The organism is Bdellovibrio bacteriovorus (assembly GCF_001592755.1).
Taxonomy (GTDB): domain Bacteria; phylum Bdellovibrionota; class Bdellovibrionia; order Bdellovibrionales; family Bdellovibrionaceae; genus Bdellovibrio; species Bdellovibrio bacteriovorus_E.
Genome location: NZ_LUKF01000019.1, coordinates 62884 through 84827, shown reverse-complemented (window position 1 = coordinate 84827; position 21944 = coordinate 62884). Strand labels below are relative to the sequence as shown.

Sequence of the window (21944 nt, the reverse complement as noted above, 5' to 3'; positions counted from 1 at the left end):
TCCGGTACTTAAAGCCTCCCATGTGATTTCGGTAAAATCCACAGTTAAGAAGGTGCAGGCCCTTCATTTTCTTGCTGCACTTTGCGAAAAGAATTTTGAATACGGGCTTTGCGAAGGCGTTCGGCAAGAAATCCCCAATAGATCACCTGATATACCAAGAACACAAAGACGCCTCCGGCCACCGCAACAAAAGCGGCTCGACTGTCTTCCCATTCGTACATCGCTACGAATAAGGACAACGGATGCATCATGAATAAAACGGCGTGCAGCCACATCTCTTCTGCTGAGCAGAACTTTCTATGCACCCATTCGTCTTTGGTGACACAGATGCATGAAATCGTCGCCATCACGTAATAAATAATTTCCGTCGTTGGCGTTCTTTCCGTAAAGGCCAGGAAAAGTAGGCATGCAATGACCGTCATCGTGTCAATGGGGTGACCGATAACTTCCCATTTTGGAAGTCCACGTTTATGGTGAAAGAAAAATTCATCAAATAAAATAGCGGCTCCCTGCACGGCCGAAACGATCAAAAACGCGCTCATACTTTCTCCATAAGTCCTGCACAGATTGTTAGTCCTGGGCCGAAGGCATAACTGATTATCGGAGTGCCGGATGGAATGCTGTCGTCATTCAGAATCTTTTCCCAAAGGTGGGGCAAAGTCGCCGACGACATATTGCCACGCTCTTTTAGAAGGGCCCGACTGGCTTGCACTTGCTGATCTTTAAGATCCATCTGCTTTACGACTTGATCAATAATTTTCGGCCCACCTGGGTGAACAGCAAAAAGAGCCTTCTTGGAAATTTCTGCCGGATCTAGTCCACGGGCATTCAGCCAGCGATGTGTGAAGTCACAGATCTTTTGTCCCACCATCATTGGGACGTCTTTCGACAAGGTCATTTTCATTCCCCAGTCTGAAACCATCCACTCCATGGCACCTGAAGTTTCAGGAACAAGTTCTTCGTATAAAGAGTGAACCTTAAATCCCTTTTGTGGCTTTTCCGATGTCATGGAGTAAGCGATCACGCCATCTGCAAAAAGACTTTGAATCACCATTTGTTCTAGCGTCGGATCTTGAGGATTTAAATGCAGGCTGCAAAGTTCTGTGTGAACCAGATCTACGGCTTTCTTTTTTCCTAACACTTCTTGATTCGCCAAGAAACCCGAAGCCATGCGCAAGGCGGGGAAAGCGCCATAACAGCCCATATGATAGGAATGAGTCACCGTCACGGGTTTCGGTGCACGCACCGCCACCATTTGTGCGGCACTGGGTGAAACATATCCGGTGCAGCTGACGTGAATAATGTCATCGGGAAATCCACGAGCATCGTAAAGCTTATTAAAAAGATCGACCACTGTTTTGTGATAGAACTCGTGACGGTGATGCATGCTTACTCCGCGCGGAGATTGCGTCACCGGATAAATCTGGTTCTTATCCCATTCAGTGTGCTGCGAATCCGGAAGAAAGAATCTTCGCGTCGCAATCTGCGTTTCAGAGCAAGCCACTCGTGAAAGAAGTTTTGCGTATTCTTCTTCTGAGTAGGCTTGATCTTTTTGTGCCGCTTTGTAAATGGCAGCCAGCCACTTAAGACCGTCGCCTTGGTTTTTCGGATAGGGTGGTTGTATGGAGTGAAAGTTTTGTAAGTACATACCGAAATGCTTCAGGAACACCTGAAGCTTCGGTAGATCCAGTGTTATGAATCACGGGCTCTTGGGTTGTGATCGCCACTCTTTATCAACAATCAATCGAGCACCGCGCTTGAATGTAAAGTACGCATAAGCCCACTGCCAGATGACGAAAACTTTATTCTTAAATCCAATTAAATAGTAGACGTGAATGAATAACCAAAGAAGCCAGGCAAAAAATCCGCTGAACTTCAGACGATTGATTTGTGCAATGGCTTTTCTTCGACCGATTGTGGCCATTTGGCCTTTATCTCGATATTTAAATTCGCTCCGTGGCTTTCCGTTGATCTCTTGTAAAATCTCACGAGCGGCATGTTCGCCCTGTTGCATAGCTACAGACGCTAAACCGGGTAAAGCCTTTCCATCGTCTCCCATATAGCAAGCCTGATCACCCAGTACGAAAACTTCGCGATGATCTTTCAGACTTAAATCTTTTTCGATAATCACGCGACCGCCGCGATCTAATGGAACACCTAAAGACTTATTTAAGCTTGAAGGTTGAACGCCTGCAGCCCAAAGAATAGTCGAAGCTTTTACGATTTCATCTCCCAAAACAACAGATGTAGGCTTTACATCTGTTACACGTGTGTTCGTCCAGATTTGCACGCCCAGATCTTCTAAGTCTCGGGCGGCCTGACGAGAAAGTGATTCATCGAAGGCCGCAAGAATTCTTTTGCCAGCTTCGATCAATAGCACGCGTGTACGTGAAGGATCAATGTGCCTGAAATCTTCGGTCAATGTATGACGACTGATTTCTGCAATAGCGCCGGCAAGCTCAACACCTGTCGGGCCGCCACCTACAATCACAAAAGTCAGATGTTGCTTTTGTTTTTCGGGATCTTCTTCTTTTTCTGCAAGTTCAAAGGCCATCAAAAGACGACGACGAATTTCCGTCGCTTGCTCTAGTGTTTTCAATCCCGGAGCATTTTCTTCCCACTCGGGATGAGCGAAGTAACTGTGCTTGGCTCCGCAAGCTAAAATCAGATAGTCATAGTCGACGGTGCGATCACTCACTTCGAGCTTTCGATTTTGCAGGTCCACGCTTTTGACATTGTCTAAGAAAACAGAAACGTTTTGATACTTTGACAGAAGTCCACGGATGGGGCCCGAAATTTCCGCAGGAGATAATCCGGCCGTGGCGACCTGATAAAGAAGAGGTTGAAAAAGATGATAGTTGCGACGATCAATAAGTGTCACAGACACTGCATCTTTGTTGCCTAACGCGCGAGCCGCTTTTAAGCCCGCAAATCCACCACCGACAATGACGACTTTTTTGGCTGACATAGAAACCTCGTTTGCACGAGGCCATTCTAACACTCGCCGCAACGGAAGGAATCATTATCTTCCTGAGTTTGCGGCGATGACAGAATACTGAAAGAAAGATTTGTTGTTATTTAGCGACCCTGTTGCTTCGAACCAACAAAATGCAAAGCAGCAGTGCGGGAATTCCCACAAGAGCTGTGCTGACAAAGAAAAGTGCATAGCCCTCCATAAGGGTTTTTCCCTCTGAAAAAGTCTGCACCATAACTCCCGAAAAGCCTTTTAAGACTTTTCCCAGCAACGCATAGAAAGAACTCAAAAGAGCGTACTGAGTCGCGGTGTAACCAAATGTTGTGAGACTTGACATATATCCCACCAAGGCTGTGCCCGCAAAACCAGAAGCAAAATTGTCTATTACCATCGCTGCTGTAAAGACATCGTTTCTAGAACCCATTAACGCTAAAAGTGCGAAACCTAAATTAGAAGCCGGGCCGATGACAGCTCCGACCAGCAATGTGGATACAAATCCGAATCGAACAGCGGCAAGCCCGCCAGCAGCTACGCCAACAACAGAAGCAATCAAGCCCACGGAACCACGAACGGCGCCCACGGTTTCTTTCGTAATGCCGATATCAGCATAGAAAGGATTTGCCATAGGACCCATCATGAAATCAGAAAGACGATACAGACTGACTGCCGCAAGAATTAAAAGGGCCTTATTTCCATGCTGTTTAAAAAACGCAATGAAAGGGCCACAAACGGCGTCGAAAATTCCACGCGCCGTCCATATAGTTCCAGTTTGTTGTTGCGTGAGATTTCTTCCCGGTTCAACCGCAAGCAGTGTTGCTACAAGACCCACGGCCATCAACGCACCCATGATCGAATAAGAAACGGCCCAACCCACCGAAGCGGCGACGATCAAAATAATAGCGTCAGTTAATAGCAAAGAAGCGCGATAGCCTAACTGATAAGCTGATGACAGCAATGCCATATCTTCGCTGGCGTCAGAGACTTCAATCCTCCAAGCATCCACGACAATATCTTGAGTGGCCGACGCAAATGCAGCTAAAGCCGCAAGCCCTGTAAAGAGCATCAATCCGCCTTCAGGCTTCACGATGGACATCCCAAAGAGCGCGCCGCCAATTAAGATTTGCGACAGAACCATCCATCCACGACGGCGTCCCAAAAGTTTTCCAATGATGGGGGCATTGGCTTTATCGATAAGAGGAGCCCACAAAAACTTTAAAGAGTAAGCAAGACCCACCCAAGACAGAAAACCAATAGTTGCTAAGGTGATTCCAGATTCGCGCAACCAGAAACCCAAAGTGTTTCCGACAAGCATAAAAGGAAGGCCTGAAGAAAAACCCAAAGCCAGCATGATAGCTACTTTGGGGCGAGTTACGGCGCGAAGGGTTTGAGTCCAAGAAGGCTTCGTCGATTTTTTCTTTGTTGCGGTCACTAGCTGTTCTTTCTTAGTTTTTTTCTCATCTTCCAAAGAAGGTGACTGATGTAAGGACGGCGGGTTTCGCCCGTCGTCACCATAAGTAATTTAGTAATTTTTAAGTTTACGGCGTCGGTGTAAAGAAGAATCAACATTTCGGAGATGAAATTCGTATTCAGCGTCACGTAGTTGTCGGTGCCGACACCCAATTGAACGCCTTTTTTCTCCCACCATGAAAAAGGATGATCCTTATAATCTTCAAATTTTCCGGTCAGTTTATTATTTGAAGAAGGCAGCGATACCAAAGTCACACCTTTTTGAATCATACGGTTTAAAACATCGTGCTGATAATGTTCTACTTCGCGAGCCGTGTGAAACTTTGCTTTGACGAAAAGAATGTCCTCTTCGGCCGTCAGCGCTGTTCCTTTTAAAAGTTTTTCTAGAACGGAACGGTGAAATCCCCAATCCAATTCGACAAGCTCGCGATACAGAGGATCCTTATCCGAAATCGGCAGTCCTTTTTTATTCTTCGCTTTGATGTCTTGATAGATGTGGTGGAAGTACTTGTTGGGATTAATACCCAAACTAATACCATGCTCCAAGGTGTCGATGTGCCAGATGTTCATGGCGTTATCAACGGCTTGAATGCCTTTTTTTAGAGTGTGCCAAGTCTCGCCATGATGCGAACGGATTTTGAAACCTCGGTACTGAAGTTTTCTAAAGCCGGCTTGCATTTCATTGAAATGCTCTTTGCGGTAAAGTTCTCTTTCATCACCAACCGTGTCGACATCTTTAAGATAGCGAACCAAGAAAGGATATTTATCCAACATCGCCACTAAATCATTCACTTGATCCATAAAGTGATCTTGGCGCGTTTTGTATTTATCGGCATCAAACTGATTGGCTTCTTTTCTAAATGACGGAGACAGAATGAAATCAAAATCGGGACGAATTTCTTGGAATTTCTTAAACCCGTCGTACAAACCAAGCACCACGTCTTCAGACGTCACGTCGTCAATGCCAGGGATTTGTTCTGAAGAGCTAGAACTTGCACGAGACAAAGAAAACTTCAAACGAATGCGTCCGACGTTGTGTTTGTTGTAAAGTTCTTCGGCCATATGGAAAGCGGCATCTTTGTGGGCTTCGCGCGAAGTAAAAATCAATTTTGGAAGATACAAGATTTTTAGATAGCGAGAAAAGCCTTCGTTCTCTTGAAGGCTGATCAGCTTTTCCACATCTTGAACAGAGCGAATCGGAAAGGCGTTATCACCGTAGACCTCTTTGATCTTTTTTTCGTAGATGTCTTTGTTCGGGCCTTCCAAAAGTTTCATCAAACGGGGGAAAATGTATTCCGCGGTGATCGCACCAGTCAGGTGGATGTGTTCTTCATTGTATTTCAATGGAAAGTTTTTAAAGAACTCTGCCAAGGCCGCCGACACGGGATGTTTTAACAAAGCACTGATTGTCACTTGATTGATTTGAAATCGATTTAACAACTCTCTAAATTCAGCAACTTGTTTGAAAGCTTCTGGATGTTGATTCTGCAAATCAGAGGTTATTAAAAGATCAATAGTGTCAGAAAGCGAGATGCCGTTGGTCTCGCTGATGATCGTGGTGAGTGCTGAGGTTAGCTGATTGTGAACGTCCGTATTCACTCGATTCCTCCTCTGAAGAGGTTAACGAGGAATCAAACTCTTGTACATGACTTTATGGGGTCCGATGTCCTTGATATCAAACAGAGGTCCATAGTATTCAAAGCCCAGTCTTTCATAAAACGGAAACGCTTTAATGCGAGCGTTGAACCAAAGAAAATCGCAACCAAGCCCTCGCAAAAAAATTTCTCCGAGAGTTAGAAGTTTTCCTCCTAAGCCCTGGCCTTGATGGTTTGCATCGGTCGCCATTCCACGTAAGCGATAAGAAAGTTTTGCTGGAAAATTCGGATGAGCTTCTTGCACGAATGTCGCAATGGAAGCGAGTTTCCCGTTCGCATACAGACCAAAATGAAAAGTGGATTCAAGATAATCGCCGTCGACTTCACATTCTTCAACACGCAAAAAAGGCTTTAACACTTTTTGCCTTAACGGCAAAAGTTCTTGGGTGGTTATTTGTCTGATTTCGTAGTTCACTTCTATCCTGTACTCAGCCTTAGGTAGGGCGCCCAATCAGGTGGGACATGATCCTCGCTGATTTCTAGCTGCAATGTTGGCAACCAGTTTGGTGCTTGCGGCTCTGTGAGTAAAGGCATATTTGCTGTGCGTGGTGTGCGATTGGCTTTTCTTTGATTGCACTCTCGACAAGCCGAAACGACATTCGTCCAGTTTTTTGGGCCATTTTGAGAAGCGGGAACAACGTGATCTAAAGTGAGCTGTTTGGCGGGAAGTTTGGTAGCGCAGTACTGACAGGTATAATTATCGCGGATATAAACATTTTCACGGCAGAACCGCACGGCACCGGCGGTTCGAGGTCTTACGTAACTTTTCAGCCGCAAGACACTTGGAAGTTGAAACCTCCGTTGAACAGACCGAGCAAACTCAGAGTGATATTCGAGAATCTCGACTTTACCCTGAAACCACAATACCAAGGCCTTTTGCCAACTTACAACCCTCATAGGTTCGTAACTGGAGTTGAGCAATAAAGACCTCAGTGAGGACATGTGCATCATGCGTTCCCCCCTCAGGCGATCCTATCTTAAATTATATCGAAGTCGGACAGCAGATTTCAAGCCCCTCTCTTAAATAATCAAAAGAACTGGGTGTTATAGGTTGAAAAAGGCCAGTATCAATGAGATACCGCGAACTTAAAGCCACAAGGAGGCATCAAAATGAGAAGAGTTTTGGCATTCAATTACGTTTTAAAAGGACCTGATGGCAACGTTTTAGATGCTTCTGAAAAGGGACAACCACTTCCGTTCCTAGAAGGCTCTGGTCAAATCATTCCTAAGTTGGAAGAAGAAATTAAAGACCTTAAAGAAGGCGATAAAAAAACTGTAAAGTTGGCGGCAAAAGACGCTTACGGTGAAGTGAAAGATAACATGTTCATGGATGTGCCTAAGCAAGAACTTGCACACCTTCCGCAATTGGAAGTCGGCGCACACCTTCGTTTGGAATTGGGTCACGGCGCTCACATCGTGCGTGTTTCAAAAATCACAGACGACTCTGTTACGCTTGATGGAAATCATCCTCTAGCGGGACAAGATTTGGAATTTGCGATTGAAATGGTTTTGATCCGTGAAGCAACGACTGAAGAAGTTTTGCATGGGCATCCACACGGCCTCCATGGAAACGCTGGTCACTAATCGGTTGATGAGGAAATAATGCCGTCGTTTGATATTGTTTCGGAAGTTGATGTTCAAGAAGTTGATAATGCTATCAACCAGGCTCGTAAAGAGGTGGAAGGGCGTTACGACTTTAAAGGAAGTAAAGCTGAGATCCAGTGGGATAAAAAAGAAATCACTTTGCTGGCGGAAGACGATTATAAAGTTGAGGCCATGGGAAGCATCCTGCAGACGAAACTTCATCGACGCGGCATAGATATTAAGGCCATTAAGTTTGAGAAGATGGAAGAAGCCGGCGGACGCATGTTGCGCCAGAAGGTCACTTTGGTACAAGGGATTGACCGCGAAGTTGCTAAAGACATCATAAAATTGATTAAAGACTCCAAACTGAAAGTCCAACCACAAATCGCGGACGATAAACTTAAGATCACATCTAAAAGCATTGATGAACTTCAAGAGTGCATCAAACTTGTACGTGGCGGGAACTTCCCCGTTCCCTTACAATATAATAATATGAGAGCATAAAATTGGGCTTGCACAGAATTTGGGCTGTGCTAGCCTAAATTAAGTTTAGGTTCCCGTGTGAGTGTTCTCGATTTTATGTGGTTCGAAGGCTTCCTCGGGTTTTTATGAAATCCACAGGAGGTCTTTGTGGCTAAGAAATTATACGTAGGCAATTTGCCTTATTCAGTAGACGATGAAGCTCTTCATCAGCACTTCGCACAATTCGGTGCGGTTGATTCAGCAAAAGTAATCATGGACAGAGAAACAGGCCGTTCAAAAGGTTTCGGCTTCGTTGAAATGGCTGATGATAACGCAGCTGACACTGCTATCGAAAAAGCAAACGGCATTGAACTTTCAGGCCGTGCTATCAACGTTTCTGAGGCTCGTCCTCAAGCTCCTCGCGAGGGTGGTCCTCGTCGTGGTGGCTTCGGTGGCGGTCGCGGTGGCGGCGGTGGTGGTGGTCGTGGTTTCGGTGGCCCTCGCGGTCCTCGTAACTAAGACGCCCGAAGTTTGACTTAGTCAGACTTGTCATAGTGTCTAACAAAAGGTCTCATAGTTCTTCTATGAGACCTTTTTTATTTTCACGTCGAAGTATTTTAGTTTTCTCTCTTCTTCTTTTTACAGGCTCTTTTTCTTACGCGCAGAAAAAATTAATCGTATTGGGTGACTCACTCACCGAGGGTTATGGTGTCGCAAAGGATGCCGCTTATCCTGCTCTTCTTGAAAAAAAATTGCACGAAGCCGGGAAGAAAGAATGGACCGTTGTAAACTCTGGAGTCAGTGGTTCAACAACGGCTTCCGGCGTTTCTCGTATGAAATGGCTTTTCAAATCTAAACCCGAAGCCGTCTTGTTAGTTTTAGGCGCGAACGATGGTCTTCGCGGTTTAAAAATCGAAGATAGCCAAAAGAATCTTTCAGATGCCATTGAGTATGCAAACTCTCAAAAAGTTCGTGTGATTTTAGGTGGCCTTTACATGCCGCCTAACTACGGCGTTGCCTACACTGACAAGTTTAAAAAAATGTACGAATCCCTGGCGAAGAAGTATAAAGTCACATTCATTCCGTTTGTCTTAGACAAAGTCGCGGGAAATCCAAAATACAATTTAGCTGACGGCATTCATCCCAACGAAGAAGGTCACAAGATTATTGCCGAAAATATCTTCCAAGTTCTGAAGGGGGAGCTGTGAGTTTAGTTCTTAACGATGTCCGAAAAAGTTTTCGCCAAGGCGAAACAGAAATCCAGGTTCTTAAGGGTTTGGATGTTTCTATTGAGCCCGGCCAAGTTGTTTCTATCGTCGGACAATCAGGAAGTGGCAAGTCGACATTGCTTTCTATTCTTGCGGGGCTAGAACGAGCCGACGGTGGCGAGATTCTGGTCGATAAGGTGAACCTGACACCTCTGAGTGAACAAGAAATCACTCTGTTTCGTGCGCAAAATATTGCGATCGTTTTTCAGCAGTATCATTTGATTGCGCATTTAACAGCTTTAGAAAATGTGATGTTGGCTCTTGAGATATTAAAGATGGATAAGCCTCGCGAAAGAGCCAAAGAGGCTTTGGAAGAATTAGGTTTGGGTCATCGTTTAAATCACTTCCCCAGTCAGTTGAGCGGTGGAGAATGCCAAAGAGTCGCCATTGCAAGAGCCCTTGTGGTAAAACCAAAAATACTTCTGGCCGATGAACCAAGTGGAAACTTAGACACACACACCGGTGATAAAGTGATGGATGTCTTCTTTGATATCATTCGCAAACACAAGATCACCACGATTCTGGTGACCCACAGTGAAGCTTTGGCGAAAAAATGCGAAAGGACTCTTCGTCTTGAAGAGGGCCGCTTGAGGGAAGTCTAATGTTATTCAGACTGGCAGTCCGCGAACTTCTGCGCAGCTGGCGCTTTGGTTTGTTTTTTATTTTTAATTTAAGTTTAGGTCTTACGGGTTTTGTTTCTCTTCAAGCTTTCAATACAGCTTTAGAAAAAGAGATCACCGCCAATGCAAAATCCATCCTGTCTGCGGATTTAGCCGTGTCTGCACGTCGCGAGTTGACGGACGAAGAAGTGCAGAAGATGCGCGCTGTGTACCCGAGCGGCACAGAAGAATCCAAGGTCTATGAATTCTTTGCGATGATCAGTTCCGCAAAAGGGTCTCGTCTGGTTTTGGTGAAGGCTATTGATTCAGCTTATCCATTTTATGGAGAGTTAGAATTAGAATCTGGAAACGTCATCAAAAACACGTCTGAAAAATCCATCATGCAGTCCGAGACGACTTGGATTTACCCTGAATTGAAATCTCAATTAGGTCTGGATGTTGGCGATGAAATCACTCTGGGGAATCTGAAGTTAAAGATCACGGATTTGGTAAAGAAAGATGCCACGCAAACTTTCCGAGCGGCAAATCTGGCGCCACGTATCTTTATCAACCGTGAACTTTTACCTAAATCAGGCCTTCTTCAATTCGGCAGTACCTTTACTTTAGCGTACCTTCTAAAACTTCCCGCGCAGACCGATGAATTGGTTTTACGTGAAAGCATGTACCAAGCTTTGTCTGACCCGGCAGTGAATGTCGACACACCTTCTTCTGCGGGTGAAGACTCGGGAAGACAGCTTGGTTATTTGTCAGACTATCTTGGTCTTGTTTCCATCGTAGCTCTTTTCATGTCGGCTTTAGGAGCGGCTTATATTTATCGCCTGTTCCTTTCGACGCGGATGAAAGAAATTGCGATCTTAAGAACCCTGGGTTTGCAAAGCTGGCAGGCAGTCAGTGTCTATATCCTGCAAGCGTCTTTGTTGGGGTTGATCGCGACAGTTCCGACTCTGATCTTAAGTCATTTGATTTTACCGGTCCTTAGTGGATTGTTAGCAAGCTTCACTCCGTTTGATTTGCAACCCCACGTGAATGCCGAAGCGATGCTGGTCTGTCTTTTCATGGCGGTCTTTGGAAGTTTCATCGTCAGCTTGCCATTCTTGGTGAAAATCTTTGACCTGCGTGCGAATAAACTTTTCAGTGAAGAAAAATTCGCGGTTGGAGAAGGCACAAGAAGATATTGGACGTTCTTGCCTAGTTTGATTCTTTTTTACTTCTTAAGCGTTTATCAGGCTCATTCTTGGAAAACCGGCAGTGCTTTCGTGGGAGCGATGATCGCGGTCATCTTACTTTTGCTGATCATCGGCTACGGAACGGTGAAGCTTGCGGGAATGCTAAAACACTTCCGCCGTTGGTTTTTAAGATTCAGTTTTTTAAGCCTTTCGCGCAGAGCCGGTGCAAGTCTTGCGATCTTCGTCGCATTAGGGCTTGGGGCTTTATTAATTAATATTCTGCCGCAACTGAAAAACTCGCTTCAGGCGGAGTTTCAATTTGAAGGACGCGGAAAAGTTCCTTCTCTTTTCATGTTTGATATTCAAGATGAACAACTTCCAGGCGTTCAGCAAGTTTTGGATAAAGACCAAGTTCAGGCTTTAGGACTTTCGCCGTTGGTGCGCGCACGCATCTTGAAAGTGAACGGCCAGGATTACGAAAGAAAAATTGAAGAACAAGGTTTTAAAACTCGCGAAGAAGAACGCGAAGCTCGCTTCCGCAATCGTGGCGTCAATCTTTCTTATCGCCATGATCTTTCAACTTCGGAATATATCGTCGAAGGTCGACCTTTTTCTGGAAACTTCAATCCCGATACCCAAACCAAGGCTGAACTATCGGTCGAAGTGCGTTTTGCCGACCGCATGGGTTTTCATGTGGGCGACACTTTGGTCTTTGACGTTCAAGGGGTGGAAGTCGAAGGGCAGATCATCAATCTGCGCAAAGTAAAATGGACGAGCTTCCAACCGAATTTCTTTATCTTGGTTCAAAACGGCGTTCTGAACGAGGCTCCAAAAACATGGATTGCAGCGATTCCGTTTTTACCGGAAGAAAAGCGCGCGCAACTGCAAAACGAAATCGCGGCGACGTTTTCAAATGTCTCGGTCATCGATGTGGTTCGCGCGGTGGATGATGTTCTAAAAACGGCCGAAAAAATGAGTTGGTCGCTGGAACTGATGGCCGCTTTAGCCCTAATAACCGGGTATATTGTTCTTTTCTCCATCGTGCGCAGCCAAATCAAACTTCGTCGCTGGGAACTCAATATGCTTAAAATCTTGGGGGCCTCTGGCGGAGAAGTCGCAAGCTTCATTCTTGTAGAATTTGCCTTCTTATCCTTCCTTTCGGCTTTAACGGGAGCTCTTTTAAGCATTGTCGTGAGTTTTTCTTTAAACACCTTCATTTTTGAAGGCGACTTTAAACTTTCTTGGGCGCAGCCGCTGATATCAGTTTTGATTATCACTGCTTTAAGCTTATTGATTTCTTTCCTTGCAAGCCTAGATATTGTAAAAGAGAGTGCACTAGGAATCTTGCGCGAGGAAAAATAATCAATGATGACGCCGAACCAGGCATTGGCAAAAGCAAAATCAATCTTGGATGAGGGGGGAGTTATTGGACTTCCCACCGAGACTGTTTACGGTTTAGCGGCTCGTATCGACATTCCTTCGGCGATCGAAAAGATTTTTACTACGAAAGAGCGTCCTTTTTTTGATCCTTTGATTGTGCACGTTGCTTCTATCGAACAAGCTAAAAAAGTGACAGCCTATTGGGGCCCCGCAAGTCAGGCATTGGCCGAAGTTTTCTGGCCGGGACCTTTAACGATGATTTTACCGCGGGATCCTTCCGTAAATCTGATGATCACTTCGGGATTAGACTCTGTCGGATTGCGTATGCCGAATCATCCTTTGGCCTTAGAACTTCTTCAGCAGGTGGGTGTTCCACTAGCCGCACCTAGTGCGAATAAGTTTGGTCGTACGTCTCCGACTTCAGCAAGCCACGTGCGCGTTGAATTTAAAAATGAAAATGTCTTTGTGGTTGATGGAGGCGATTGCCAAATTGGTATCGAGTCTACGGTTCTCTTAGTCCGTCATCGTCCTGAAAAAGTAGAGTTATCCATCTTAAGAAGAGGGCATATCCTGAAATCCGATATCGCGAAGGTCTTAAGCGATAAGGGTTTTACTTTTGAGTTTATAGAACAAGTTGATAAGCGAGAATCCCCGGGACATATGAAGCATCATTACATGCCTCCTGTGCCATTGATTGTCTGTCTGGATCCTCAGCGCAAGGCCGAGGATGTCCTTCAGGAAGTGAACCAGAAAATCAACCAGCTTCCCGATGAGATCGAAAGCATTAAGATCATAAAACCCAAAGGTGGAATTGCTACGCATGCGGTTTTACGTTTGTCCGACGATCCGCTGCTAGCGACGCGGGAGTTTTACGGAAAACTGCGTGAGGTGGCCGCCCAAGGTCCAGACTGTATTCTGTTTTACCGTGAAGCTCATCAAGCGGGTGAAAGATGGGAATCCCTCTTCGACCGTCTGAACAAGGCTGCTTCACTGATCTTGTAGGAGCTTTGTCAGTGTCCAACAACAGAATCCTAAAAGACTTCTGACAATTTTGAATTTTAAAGATCGCTACACTGAAGTTGATTAAAAGGGGAGGGGCCTTATGATCAACTCGCTAGCGTATACCAGCCTTGAGCGTGTTTCCTTGAATCTGCAGTCATTCTATCAACTGCGCCTGAACCGTATTCACAAATTCAAACCTAAAGTTGAAATTCGCAGTGAAGTGGGTCCTTTTGAAATTAAAACCGTCACTAATGTCGATGAACTGAAGGAAGCTTTGGCTTTACGCTATGAAGTGTTCCACCGCGAGATGCTGGGTAAAAAAGCCCTGCATGGCGTGGATGTGGATGAATTCGACTTTGACTGCGATCACTTGATTATTAAAGAAAAGCGCTCGGACAAGATTGTGGGCACTTACCGCTTGAACTGTTCTTTGTTCACTCAGAACTTTTATTCCTCTAAAGAGTTCATGATGGGCAATATCATGCAGCAACCGGGAGTGAAGCTTGAACTGGGGCGCGCGTGCATCCACAAGGATCATCGCCGTGGAATTCTGATCTCGCTTCTTTGGAAAGGGATTGCAGAATACATGGCGGTCACCGAGGCGAAACTTCTATTCGGTTGTGCGACGGTGAAAACCGATGATCCGCGTGATGCCGCCTTACTGACTCGCTATTTTGAAGAAGAAGGTCGTGTGTTTGCAAACTTCCGCACTCGGCCGACTTTGGCTTTTACGATGCCTATGCTTAGTTATTTCTTGGATGAAGTTCGCGGCCCTCTCACGGAGACTCAGAGAGCCCAAGCCGAAGAACTTCTTCCACCTCTTTGTCGCGCTTATTTGAAGATTGGCGCCTCGTTGGGGGGAGAACCCGCGTGGGATCGTGAGTTCCAGTGCATCGACTTTTTAACAATTCTTCAGCGCGAAGATCTCAACAGAACTTTGTGGAAAAAGTTCAAGTTGGATGAGACTCAAGTATAGTTTTTGATTTGTCACACTAAGAAGGCATGTGAGTTTTATCACAGGCCTTTGCTTCGTTTTGTGTCCTTCCTTGATCCCGACTATTTTTATAGAGATAGGAGGGAGTATGCGTTCAAATATTTGGAAGGGCAGTATCAGCTTCGGTCTTTTGAATATTCCCGTTTCACTGCAAAGTGCCCAGCAGGACAGAGACATCCACTTCTCACTTCTAGACGGAAAAGATCTTTCCCATATTCAATATCGAAAGATCAACGCTAAAACCGGCCGTGAAGTCCCCTATGACCGTATCGTCAAAGGCTTTGAATACAAATCGGGTCAATACGTCGTCATGAACGACACGGATTTTGATAGAGCCAATCCCAAAGCAACAAAGACCATTGATATCGAGGATTTTGTTTTGCTTGATGAGATCGATACGATGCTTTTTGAAAAACCCTACTACTTGGCTCCGCAAAAAGGCGCCGAGAAAGGCTACTTCCTTTTAAAAGAAGCTTTAGAGCACACTAAAAAAGTGGCCGTCGCTAAAATCGTTATCCGCACAAAGCAACATCTATGCGCCATCATGGCGCGTGGAGATTATCTTGTCTTGGAGCTTTTGCGTTTTGCCCACGCCGTGAAGGACATTAAAGAAGTCGATTACATGAAAGAAGTGAATAAAAAAGTGAACTTCAGCGATCGCGAACTGAAAATGGCCGAGGATTTAATCAAGGGTATGACTTCCAAATGGAAACCCGAAAAATACAAAGACACTTACTATGAAGACTTAATGAAGCGGATTCAGGCCAAGGTGAAACAAGGTAAAGGTAAATTTATCGAAGAAGCTCCGAAAGAAGAGCGTGTGGAAGAGTCTACGAACGTCGTCGACCTTTTGCCTCTTTTAAGAAAAAGTATCGAAGCCAAAAACAAGAAGGAAAGAACTTCTTCCCGTGCGCCGACGAAGCGTGCGGCTAACGCCAGTCGGAGGTAAGTATGCCTCTTCGTGAGTACGTTAAAAAACGCGATTTTAAGATTACTTCCGAACCTAAATCCACGCCTCGCCGGACAAAGAAGGCTAAGGATGAGACACTGATGTTTGTTGTGCAAGAGCATCATGCCTCTCATCTGCATTATGATTTTCGGTTAGAGTTTAATGGAGTTTTAAAAAGTTGGGCGGTTCCCAAGGGACCATCACACGATCCCAAAATCAAACGTCTGGCAGTGGAAGTTGAGGATCATCCGGTTTCTTATGGTTCCTTCGAAGGCGTCATTCCTGAAAAACAATACGGGGCCGGGCGCGTTTACATCTGGGATACAGGCACATGGGAGCCTATCGGGAGCGTGCGCGAAGGTCTTAAGAAAGGACACCTGGAATTTAAACTTAAGGGTAAAAAACTGCATGGACAGTGGATGCTTTTAAGAACGGGGCGTCCCGCAAGTGGCAACAAATCTCAATGGCTTTTAGTAAAAAGAACTGATGAATACGTAATTCCAAATGATGAGGTCGTTCCCATTGAAGATGAAAAGGGGAATGTTCATCGTTCAGCACGAGCGACTTCATCACCTTTAAAAAAAAAGCAGGCAAGCCCCGCCAAAAGAGCAGCCAAAGAAAAGAAAAAAGTAAAAGGGCTGCCTGAGTTCATTAAGCCCATGCTGGCGGAATTAGTGACTGACGTTCCGGAAGGCACAAGATGGATTCACGAAACGAAATTTGACGGCTATCGAACCCAAGCCCATTTCGAAAAGGGAAAGTTGAAGCTTTACACTCGAAGTGGTTTGGATTGGACCGAAAAATATCCTGGTATTGAAAAGAGTCTTAAAAAACTTTCCGTCGCCAACGCCATCTTAGATGGCGAAATCGTCGTTTTAGATAAAGAAGGCCGAAGTGATTTCCAGAAACTTCAAAATTCTTTAAAAGCTCACGAAGTGAATAGCCTTGTTTTTTATGTTTTCGACCTGCTTTTCTTAGACGGTGAAGACTTAAGAGACCGTCCTTTGATCGAACGAAAAGAACTTTTAAAAGAACTCATCGAGGGTCTTAATGAACCTTTGATTCGCTATAGTGAACATATGGCAGGCTTCGGAAAAGATCTTTTTAAGGAAGCCTGTGATTATCAGCTCGAAGGTATTATTTCAAAGGACCAAGATAGCACTTATCAATCCCGCCGTGGCAGTTCTTGGGTTAAAACCAAGTGCAAGCTGCACCAAGAGTTCGTCATCGGGGGATACACTGAAGGAACGGGCGCGCGTGCGTCCTTTGGCGCCCTGCTTTTAGGAGTCTATGAAGGCGATCAGCTTCGCTATGTTGGAAAAGTCGGAACGGGGTTTACAGAAAAATCAATCGAAGACATTCTAAAAAAACTATCGCGAAGAGAACAAAAGACATCTCCCTTTGATATTAAATCTCCTCGTGAAAGAGGCACGCATTGGTTGAAGCCAGGGCTGGTTGCCGAAGTGACCTTCGGGAATTGGACTTCCGATAAAATTCTAAGAACCGCGGTCTTTCATGGCCTGCGAGAAGATAAAGCCGCTAAAGAAATTCATATTGAAAAGGCGAAGCCATTAAAAGAGGTTTTAGGAGAGTCTTCTTCAGCTAAGAAAAAAACCGCCAAGAAGGCCAAGGTTTCTAAGCGACAAGAGGTCTCTGATGAATATCTTCGAGGAGAGCTCTCAAATCCCGATAAGATTCTTTATGCTAAGGAAAAGATAACGAAAATTCAGGTCGCTAAATTTTATCAGGATCATGCGGATCTTATTCTTCCGCACGTGAAAGACCGGCCTCTCAATCTTTTGCGTTGCCCCGAGGGGACCTCGAAGCAGTGCTTTTTCCAAAAGCATATTGCTGGAACAGTGCCCGAGTTTATCACTCCGGTCAGCATTAAGGAAAAAAGCGGCACGAAGGCGTACCTGACCTTGGATTCGCCGGAAGGACTTCTAGCACTTTCACAAATGGGTGCTTTTGAAATTCACGTGTGGGGATCCCGCCGAGAAGCTGTGGAACATCCCGATCTTATCGTCATGGATTTTGATCCGGGACCGGGGACCTCGTGGAAGCAAGTTGTTCAAGCCGTCGAAGATTTAAAGGAAATACTAGACGATTTAGGATTAAAAAGTTTTCTGAAAGTATCGGGAGGCAAAGGTTTGCACGTCCATATTCCGGTGGCACCGATTTATAGCTGGGATCAGATCAAGTCTTTTTCGCAAACTTTGGCGCAGGAAATGGCTCATCGAAATCCCGATATGTATACAACAACTATTTCTAAAAAGGCCCGGGATAAAAAGATTTTCGTAGATTATCTTCGTAACGGTCGTGGAGCAACAGCGGTGATGCCATATTCGCTTCGTGCGCGAGAAAAGAGTGCCGTGGCAATGCCGATTGACTGGAAGGATTTAAAAAAGATCAAAGGGCCCGATCAATTTACCTTAGAGAAAGCTATTGAACACCTTAAACATCGCAAGGTCGACCCTTGGAAGGACTATTTTAAGTACAATCAAAAAATCTCGATCTTAAAGCCGGCTCTATGAATCCAGAACAACTGCCCAAAGAGCTTACGAATCTTGTGAACTGGTCCGTCACCGAACTGGGAAAGGTGATTAAGTCTGAGCTTGGTGAAGAGGGATTTGATCGTATTGAGTCCTTACGTCAATACGTAAAGACCGAGGATGGTGGAAAGCTACCGGGTCTTCTTAAAATTAAAAACGATTTGAGCCATCTTCCAAGGCAAGACCAATATGCCGTAGCTCATGCCTTTGCTTTAATGTTAGAACTGATCAATTCATGTGAGTCGGCTTATCGAACACACCGTCTTCGTCAAGAGACGAAAGTCGTCTCTGAAGAGGGCCATAGTTATGGTCACATTGTTCATGTTCTGACAGCGCACCCGACGGAGTCGCGAAACCCTGACATCATTTACTATTTTAAAAAGATTCAAAAACTTTTAGAGAGACACTTAGAAAGTGAACAGGATAAGGACACGGAAGAACTGTTTGCTCTTTTGAAAATCACTTGGCGCATCCCCATGTCGAAGCAGCGAAAACCTTCGGTGATGGATGAGGCCGAATATATTTATTCTTTGGCGTTGCACGAAGATGTGATGCGTGTGTTTATTGAACAAAGTTCCCAGAAACTTCCTTTTTATATTCGCTCTTGGGTCGGCGGCGACAAAGACGGCCATCCCGGAGTGAATGAAAAGACTCTTTTGGGAAGTTTGCAGATGGCTCGGCAATTTCTATTGCAGTGGATTCAAGACAAATTTTCCTTCTTTATGAAGGACCTTGAGCCCTTAGAGCATACTTTCGGAAAACATCAAAGTGAAATGGAACAGCTTCTGGGTTTAGCTGCAAACATGCGCAAGCTTCTTTCTCAATTAAAACGAATAAAGCCTGGCGATTCTAAAAAAACTAAATTGCTTCAAAAGACCTTGGATCAATTATTGGAAGACTATCGTCGATTCTTAGGTGTAGAGTCTTCCGTCTTATTCGAGATCAAGCTTTTACTAAAAGTATTTCCGGGGCTGGTGGTGCCGTTAGAGTTGCGAGAAGAAGCCTCGCTGGTTCACGAGGCCCTCAAAGTGTCCTCGCGGAAATCCGCGATTTCCCGCATGCTTCAGTTGCTGGGCAAGATCGCCTCTGAAAACGATCCTCGGTTCTATGTGCGCGGCTTTGTTATGAGCCAAACTGAAAGCGCCAAAGATCTGATTGCCGGTGTTCAGCTTGTGGAAAAGTATCTGGGAAAAGCCCGACTTCCGGTTATTCCACTTTTCGAAAGCGCCCATTCCCTCAGCTCTTGCGTGAATATCGTCGAAGAATTTTTAAAAAATTCCACCCGTCGCAAACACATTGAAAATTTATGGTCGAAGAAATTTGAAGTGATGCTGGGATACTCTGATTCAGCCAAAGAGAACGGATCATTTCCTTCTCGCTTTTTAATTTATTCGGCGATTCGTGAACTGGAAAAAGTGATTAAGGCCCATGGCTTAGAACCTGTCTTTTTTCATGGCTCCGGCGGAAGTGTAGAACGGGGTGGGGGCAGTATCCAAGAGCAAACGGAGTGGTGGCCCCATTCTGCCTTGAACACGGTCAAGGTCACAGTCCAAGGAGAGATGATTTATCGCAATTACAGCTCGTCCGAAATTCTGCGAAGTCAGTTGGATCGACTGGAGTCGGCTCGCGATCAAAGTCAGAAGCGAGAAGACCGCTTTGAAAGTCCGCGCGCCCGAAAGGACCTGTTAACACTTTCTCAGTTCGTGCAGCATTCCTATCAGGAGCTTTTAAAAGAACCTGCCTTCTTGCAGCTGATTGAAACGGCGACACCTTACATCTTTTTGAAAGACTTAAAATTAGGATCTCGCCCGGCAAAGCGACAAGGCTCCGTGGATATTAAGCACTTGCGCGCGATTCCTTGGGTTTTATGTTGGACTCAAACACGGATTCTTTTTCCAAGCTGGTGGGGCGTTGGCAGTTTCTGGAAAAATTTGAATGAAGAAGGAAAGGTTCATTTCATTCGTGCGTTCGTAGAATCGTCTCTGTTTCGTTCTTATATTAAACTTTTGGGCTTCACCCTGGAAAAAGTAGAACTCGAGATATTTGCGATGTATCTGCACTCTTCAGAACTTCCTAAAGAAGTCGCTGAACAAATGGTTCAACGTTTCACCGAAGAATACGAACAATGTCGACTGGCGGTACGCGAAATCACCGGTGAAGAAAGCCTTTTGTGGTATCGTCCTTGGTTGGAAACCAGCATCGCGCTTCGCTCGCCGCTAATACATCCTTTAAATATTCTTCAGCTCATTGCTTTGAAAGAAAAAGATGTCACTTTGCTTCGGGAAACTGTCACCGGTGTTGCCAGTGGCATGTTGACCACGGGATAGAAAAGTATCCTGGCACTTTCTTTGAATGGCGCTTTACTAGGGGTTGTCCTGGTGGCAAAAAGCTCCAGACAAAAAGGGGGATTTATGGGTAAAGGCGTTATTTTAGCGGCAGCAACAAGTCTCTGTGTGATGCAGGCGCAAGCATTAACTCTCGACACGGTGGAAATTGCGGGCAATGCCTGTGAAACTGCGGTGGGAACTCACGAAGTCCGTGAAATTGCGACTCATCGTTTTTTAATTCCTACGGGTCTTTATATTCGCAAAGATGAAGACAAGCGGGTCGCCCGTGGCACTTGCACTTTTGCTTTAAATCTTAAAGCCTCGGCCGGCAAAAAAATCGTCGTGTCAGACTCTCATCAAACAACAAGTCTTCGTGCATATCCTGCAAACACGCGCGCTCGCGTAGATCTGGAAATCTTTAAAGCAGGAGAGCAGTCTGTAAAGCAGACCTTGGAAGTCGAAGCTTTAGAGCAAACCTCAAAACTTGAAAAATCTTTGGGCCAACAAGGAGCCGTTGTTGAAACAAGTTGTGGTGGTTCAGCCATCCTGCGTGGAAACCTGGCGGGCACGGTGATGGGCGAGGGTCGAGGTCGCGTTTTTACCCGCGATTTGATTCTGTCGATAGAAGAAGTCGACTGCGCGAATTGATTTCTTGACCATTTTTGCCGCACAGGTTTTAAATGGGGCCTGTGGAAAATATTGTTACGGGCGTTCGCGGCGTCGTTAAAATTTTAGTCTTTATCGTAATCATTCTGACGTTTTTGATTTGGTCATTTGTTTGCCACTTCGCTCTACGTTCACCTGAAAAACGTTTGAAGACGTTTTCTGCAAACGCAAAGTTTTTTAGTGGTCTGATTATTAAAGCTATGGGCTTAAAACTTCTGGTAAAGAATAAGCCTGCTGACAACGAAAAATTTCTTCTTATCAGTAATCACATGGGCTTCATCGATATCATGATGTTAGCCTCTTGCACGCCGATGGTTTTTGTAACTTCAAATGAAATGCGCGAAACGCCGTTTCTGGGTCTTTTGACTGAAATGGGTGGCTGTATTTATGTTGAGCGCCGCAGTCGCACGCGCATTTTAGAAGAAATGAAAACCATCGTGAATACTTTGAAAAAAGGATTCCGTGTGGTGCTTTATCCAGAAGCGACTTCCACCAATGGCGAAAAAGTTTTGCCATTTAAAAAGACTTTGATGATGGCGGCAGCTCACGCCGGTGTGCCTATTCAGCCGGTCGTCATTAACTTCCGTAAAATTAACGGAGAAGATTTCACCTTGAAATGGCGTGATCATGTTTGCTGGTACGGAGATATCCCATTTGCTACTGCGATGTGGAGAGCGGCGACTTTAAAATCTGTGATTGGTGAAATCGAATTCTTAGAGCAAATTCATTCGACTCCCGAAGATGATCGCGGTGTGATCGCAGAAAAAGCTCATGCGTTGATTGCGTCTAAGTTTGTTCCAGTAAAAGGTCTTCCAGTAGAAGATCAGCCTCCCGCAGAAATGCAGGTAGATCCCACTTGATTTCTTAAAATACATATG

General features: G+C 45.2%; 20 protein-coding genes. 13 read left to right on the top strand and 7 right to left on the bottom strand.

Going from position 1 to position 21944, the window contains the following annotated elements:
* Positions 1 to 44: 44 nt before the first annotated feature.
* From AZI85_RS15045 to AZI85_RS17560, 7 genes are all read right to left on the bottom strand, one after another.
* The gene (locus tag AZI85_RS15045; protein ID WP_063244841.1) at positions 45 to 542 is read right to left on the bottom strand and encodes a hypothetical protein; all 498 of its coding nucleotides are present in this window, start codon (positions 540 to 542) and stop codon (positions 45 to 47) included.
* Entirely contained in the window at positions 539 to 1648 is a 1110-nt protein-coding gene (locus tag AZI85_RS15040; RefSeq protein ID WP_063244840.1) for a 3-oxoacyl-[acyl-carrier-protein] synthase III C-terminal domain-containing protein, read from the bottom strand. The genes AZI85_RS15045 and AZI85_RS15040 overlap by 4 nt, the downstream gene beginning before the upstream one ends.
* Before the next feature lie 51 nt (positions 1649 to 1699).
* The gene (locus tag AZI85_RS15035; protein ID WP_063244839.1) at positions 1700 to 2968 is read right to left on the bottom strand and encodes an NAD(P)/FAD-dependent oxidoreductase; all 1269 of its coding nucleotides are present in this window, start codon (positions 2966 to 2968) and stop codon (positions 1700 to 1702) included.
* 106 nt (positions 2969 to 3074) lie between these two features.
* Positions 3075 to 4403, bottom strand: a complete 1329-nt coding sequence (locus tag AZI85_RS15030) for an AmpG family muropeptide MFS transporter (protein WP_063244838.1) — start codon at positions 4401 to 4403, stop codon at positions 3075 to 3077.
* Entirely contained in the window at positions 4403 to 6040 is a 1638-nt protein-coding gene (locus AZI85_RS15025) for a hypothetical protein (RefSeq protein ID WP_063244837.1), read from the bottom strand. Before AZI85_RS15025 ends, AZI85_RS15030 begins: the two co-directional genes overlap by 1 nt.
* Positions 6041 to 6061: 21 nt before the next feature.
* The gene (locus AZI85_RS15020) at positions 6062 to 6454 is read right to left on the bottom strand and encodes a GNAT family N-acetyltransferase (protein ID WP_253721023.1); all 393 of its coding nucleotides are present in this window, start codon (positions 6452 to 6454) and stop codon (positions 6062 to 6064) included.
* Positions 6455 to 6513: 59 nt separating this feature from the next.
* Complete coding sequence (locus AZI85_RS17560) at positions 6514 to 7047, bottom strand: HNH endonuclease (protein WP_081111037.1); 534 nt, start codon at positions 7045 to 7047, stop codon at positions 6514 to 6516.
* A 159-nt stretch (positions 7048 to 7206) separates the two neighbouring features.
* Between AZI85_RS17560 and AZI85_RS15015 the strand changes: the two genes are divergently transcribed.
* The 13 genes from AZI85_RS15015 to AZI85_RS14955 all read left to right on the top strand — a co-directional run bounded on the left by AZI85_RS15015 (position 7207) and on the right by AZI85_RS14955 (position 21926).
* Positions 7207 to 7680 carry an FKBP-type peptidyl-prolyl cis-trans isomerase gene (locus tag AZI85_RS15015; protein WP_063244836.1) on the top strand — a complete coding sequence of 158 codons (474 nt, stop codon included), beginning with the start codon at positions 7207 to 7209 and terminating at the stop codon, positions 7678 to 7680.
* Positions 7681 to 7698: 18 nt separating this feature from the next.
* Complete coding sequence (locus AZI85_RS15010; protein ID WP_041871405.1) at positions 7699 to 8184, top strand: YajQ family cyclic di-GMP-binding protein; 486 nt, start codon at positions 7699 to 7701, stop codon at positions 8182 to 8184.
* Between the two features lie 126 nt (positions 8185 to 8310).
* The gene (locus tag AZI85_RS15005) at positions 8311 to 8661 is read left to right on the top strand and encodes an RNA recognition motif domain-containing protein (RefSeq protein ID WP_063244835.1); all 351 of its coding nucleotides are present in this window, start codon (positions 8311 to 8313) and stop codon (positions 8659 to 8661) included.
* 65 nt (positions 8662 to 8726) lie between these two features.
* Complete coding sequence (locus AZI85_RS15000) at positions 8727 to 9350, top strand: arylesterase (protein WP_063244834.1); 624 nt, start codon at positions 8727 to 8729, stop codon at positions 9348 to 9350.
* Positions 9347 to 10012: an ABC transporter ATP-binding protein gene (locus AZI85_RS14995; RefSeq protein ID WP_063244833.1), complete on the top strand. Its 666-nt coding sequence runs from the start codon at positions 9347 to 9349 to the stop codon at positions 10010 to 10012. The genes AZI85_RS15000 and AZI85_RS14995 overlap by 4 nt, the downstream gene beginning before the upstream one ends.
* The gene (locus AZI85_RS14990; protein ID WP_063244832.1) at positions 10012 to 12558 is read left to right on the top strand and encodes an ABC transporter permease; all 2547 of its coding nucleotides are present in this window, start codon (positions 10012 to 10014) and stop codon (positions 12556 to 12558) included. Before AZI85_RS14995 ends, AZI85_RS14990 begins: the two co-directional genes overlap by 1 nt.
* A gap of 3 nt (positions 12559 to 12561) precedes the next feature.
* Positions 12562 to 13578, top strand: coding sequence for an L-threonylcarbamoyladenylate synthase (locus AZI85_RS14985; protein ID WP_063244831.1), 1017 nt, complete (start codon positions 12562 to 12564; stop codon positions 13576 to 13578).
* A 100-nt stretch (positions 13579 to 13678) separates the two neighbouring features.
* On the top strand, positions 13679 to 14554 hold the full coding sequence (locus AZI85_RS14980; protein WP_063244830.1) for a GNAT family N-acetyltransferase: 876 nt from the start codon (positions 13679 to 13681) through the stop codon (positions 14552 to 14554).
* A 106-nt stretch (positions 14555 to 14660) separates the two neighbouring features.
* Positions 14661 to 15521 (top strand): Ku protein, encoded by an 861-nt coding sequence (locus tag AZI85_RS14975; RefSeq protein WP_063244829.1) that lies wholly within the window; start codon positions 14661 to 14663, stop codon positions 15519 to 15521.
* A gap of 2 nt (positions 15522 to 15523) precedes the next feature.
* Positions 15524 to 18055: a DNA ligase D gene (ligD, locus tag AZI85_RS14970; protein ID WP_063244828.1), complete on the top strand. Its 2532-nt coding sequence runs from the start codon at positions 15524 to 15526 to the stop codon at positions 18053 to 18055.
* Positions 18052 to 20400, top strand: a complete 2349-nt coding sequence (locus tag AZI85_RS14965; RefSeq protein WP_063244827.1) for a phosphoenolpyruvate carboxylase — start codon at positions 18052 to 18054, stop codon at positions 20398 to 20400. The genes ligD and AZI85_RS14965 overlap by 4 nt, the downstream gene beginning before the upstream one ends.
* 84 nt (positions 20401 to 20484) lie before the next feature.
* On the top strand, positions 20485 to 21048 hold the full coding sequence (locus AZI85_RS14960) for a hypothetical protein (protein WP_063244826.1): 564 nt from the start codon (positions 20485 to 20487) through the stop codon (positions 21046 to 21048).
* A 41-nt stretch (positions 21049 to 21089) separates the two neighbouring features.
* Positions 21090 to 21926, top strand: a complete 837-nt coding sequence (locus AZI85_RS14955) for a lysophospholipid acyltransferase family protein (protein WP_253721022.1) — start codon at positions 21090 to 21092, stop codon at positions 21924 to 21926.
* Positions 21927 to 21944: the final 18 nt, after the last annotated feature.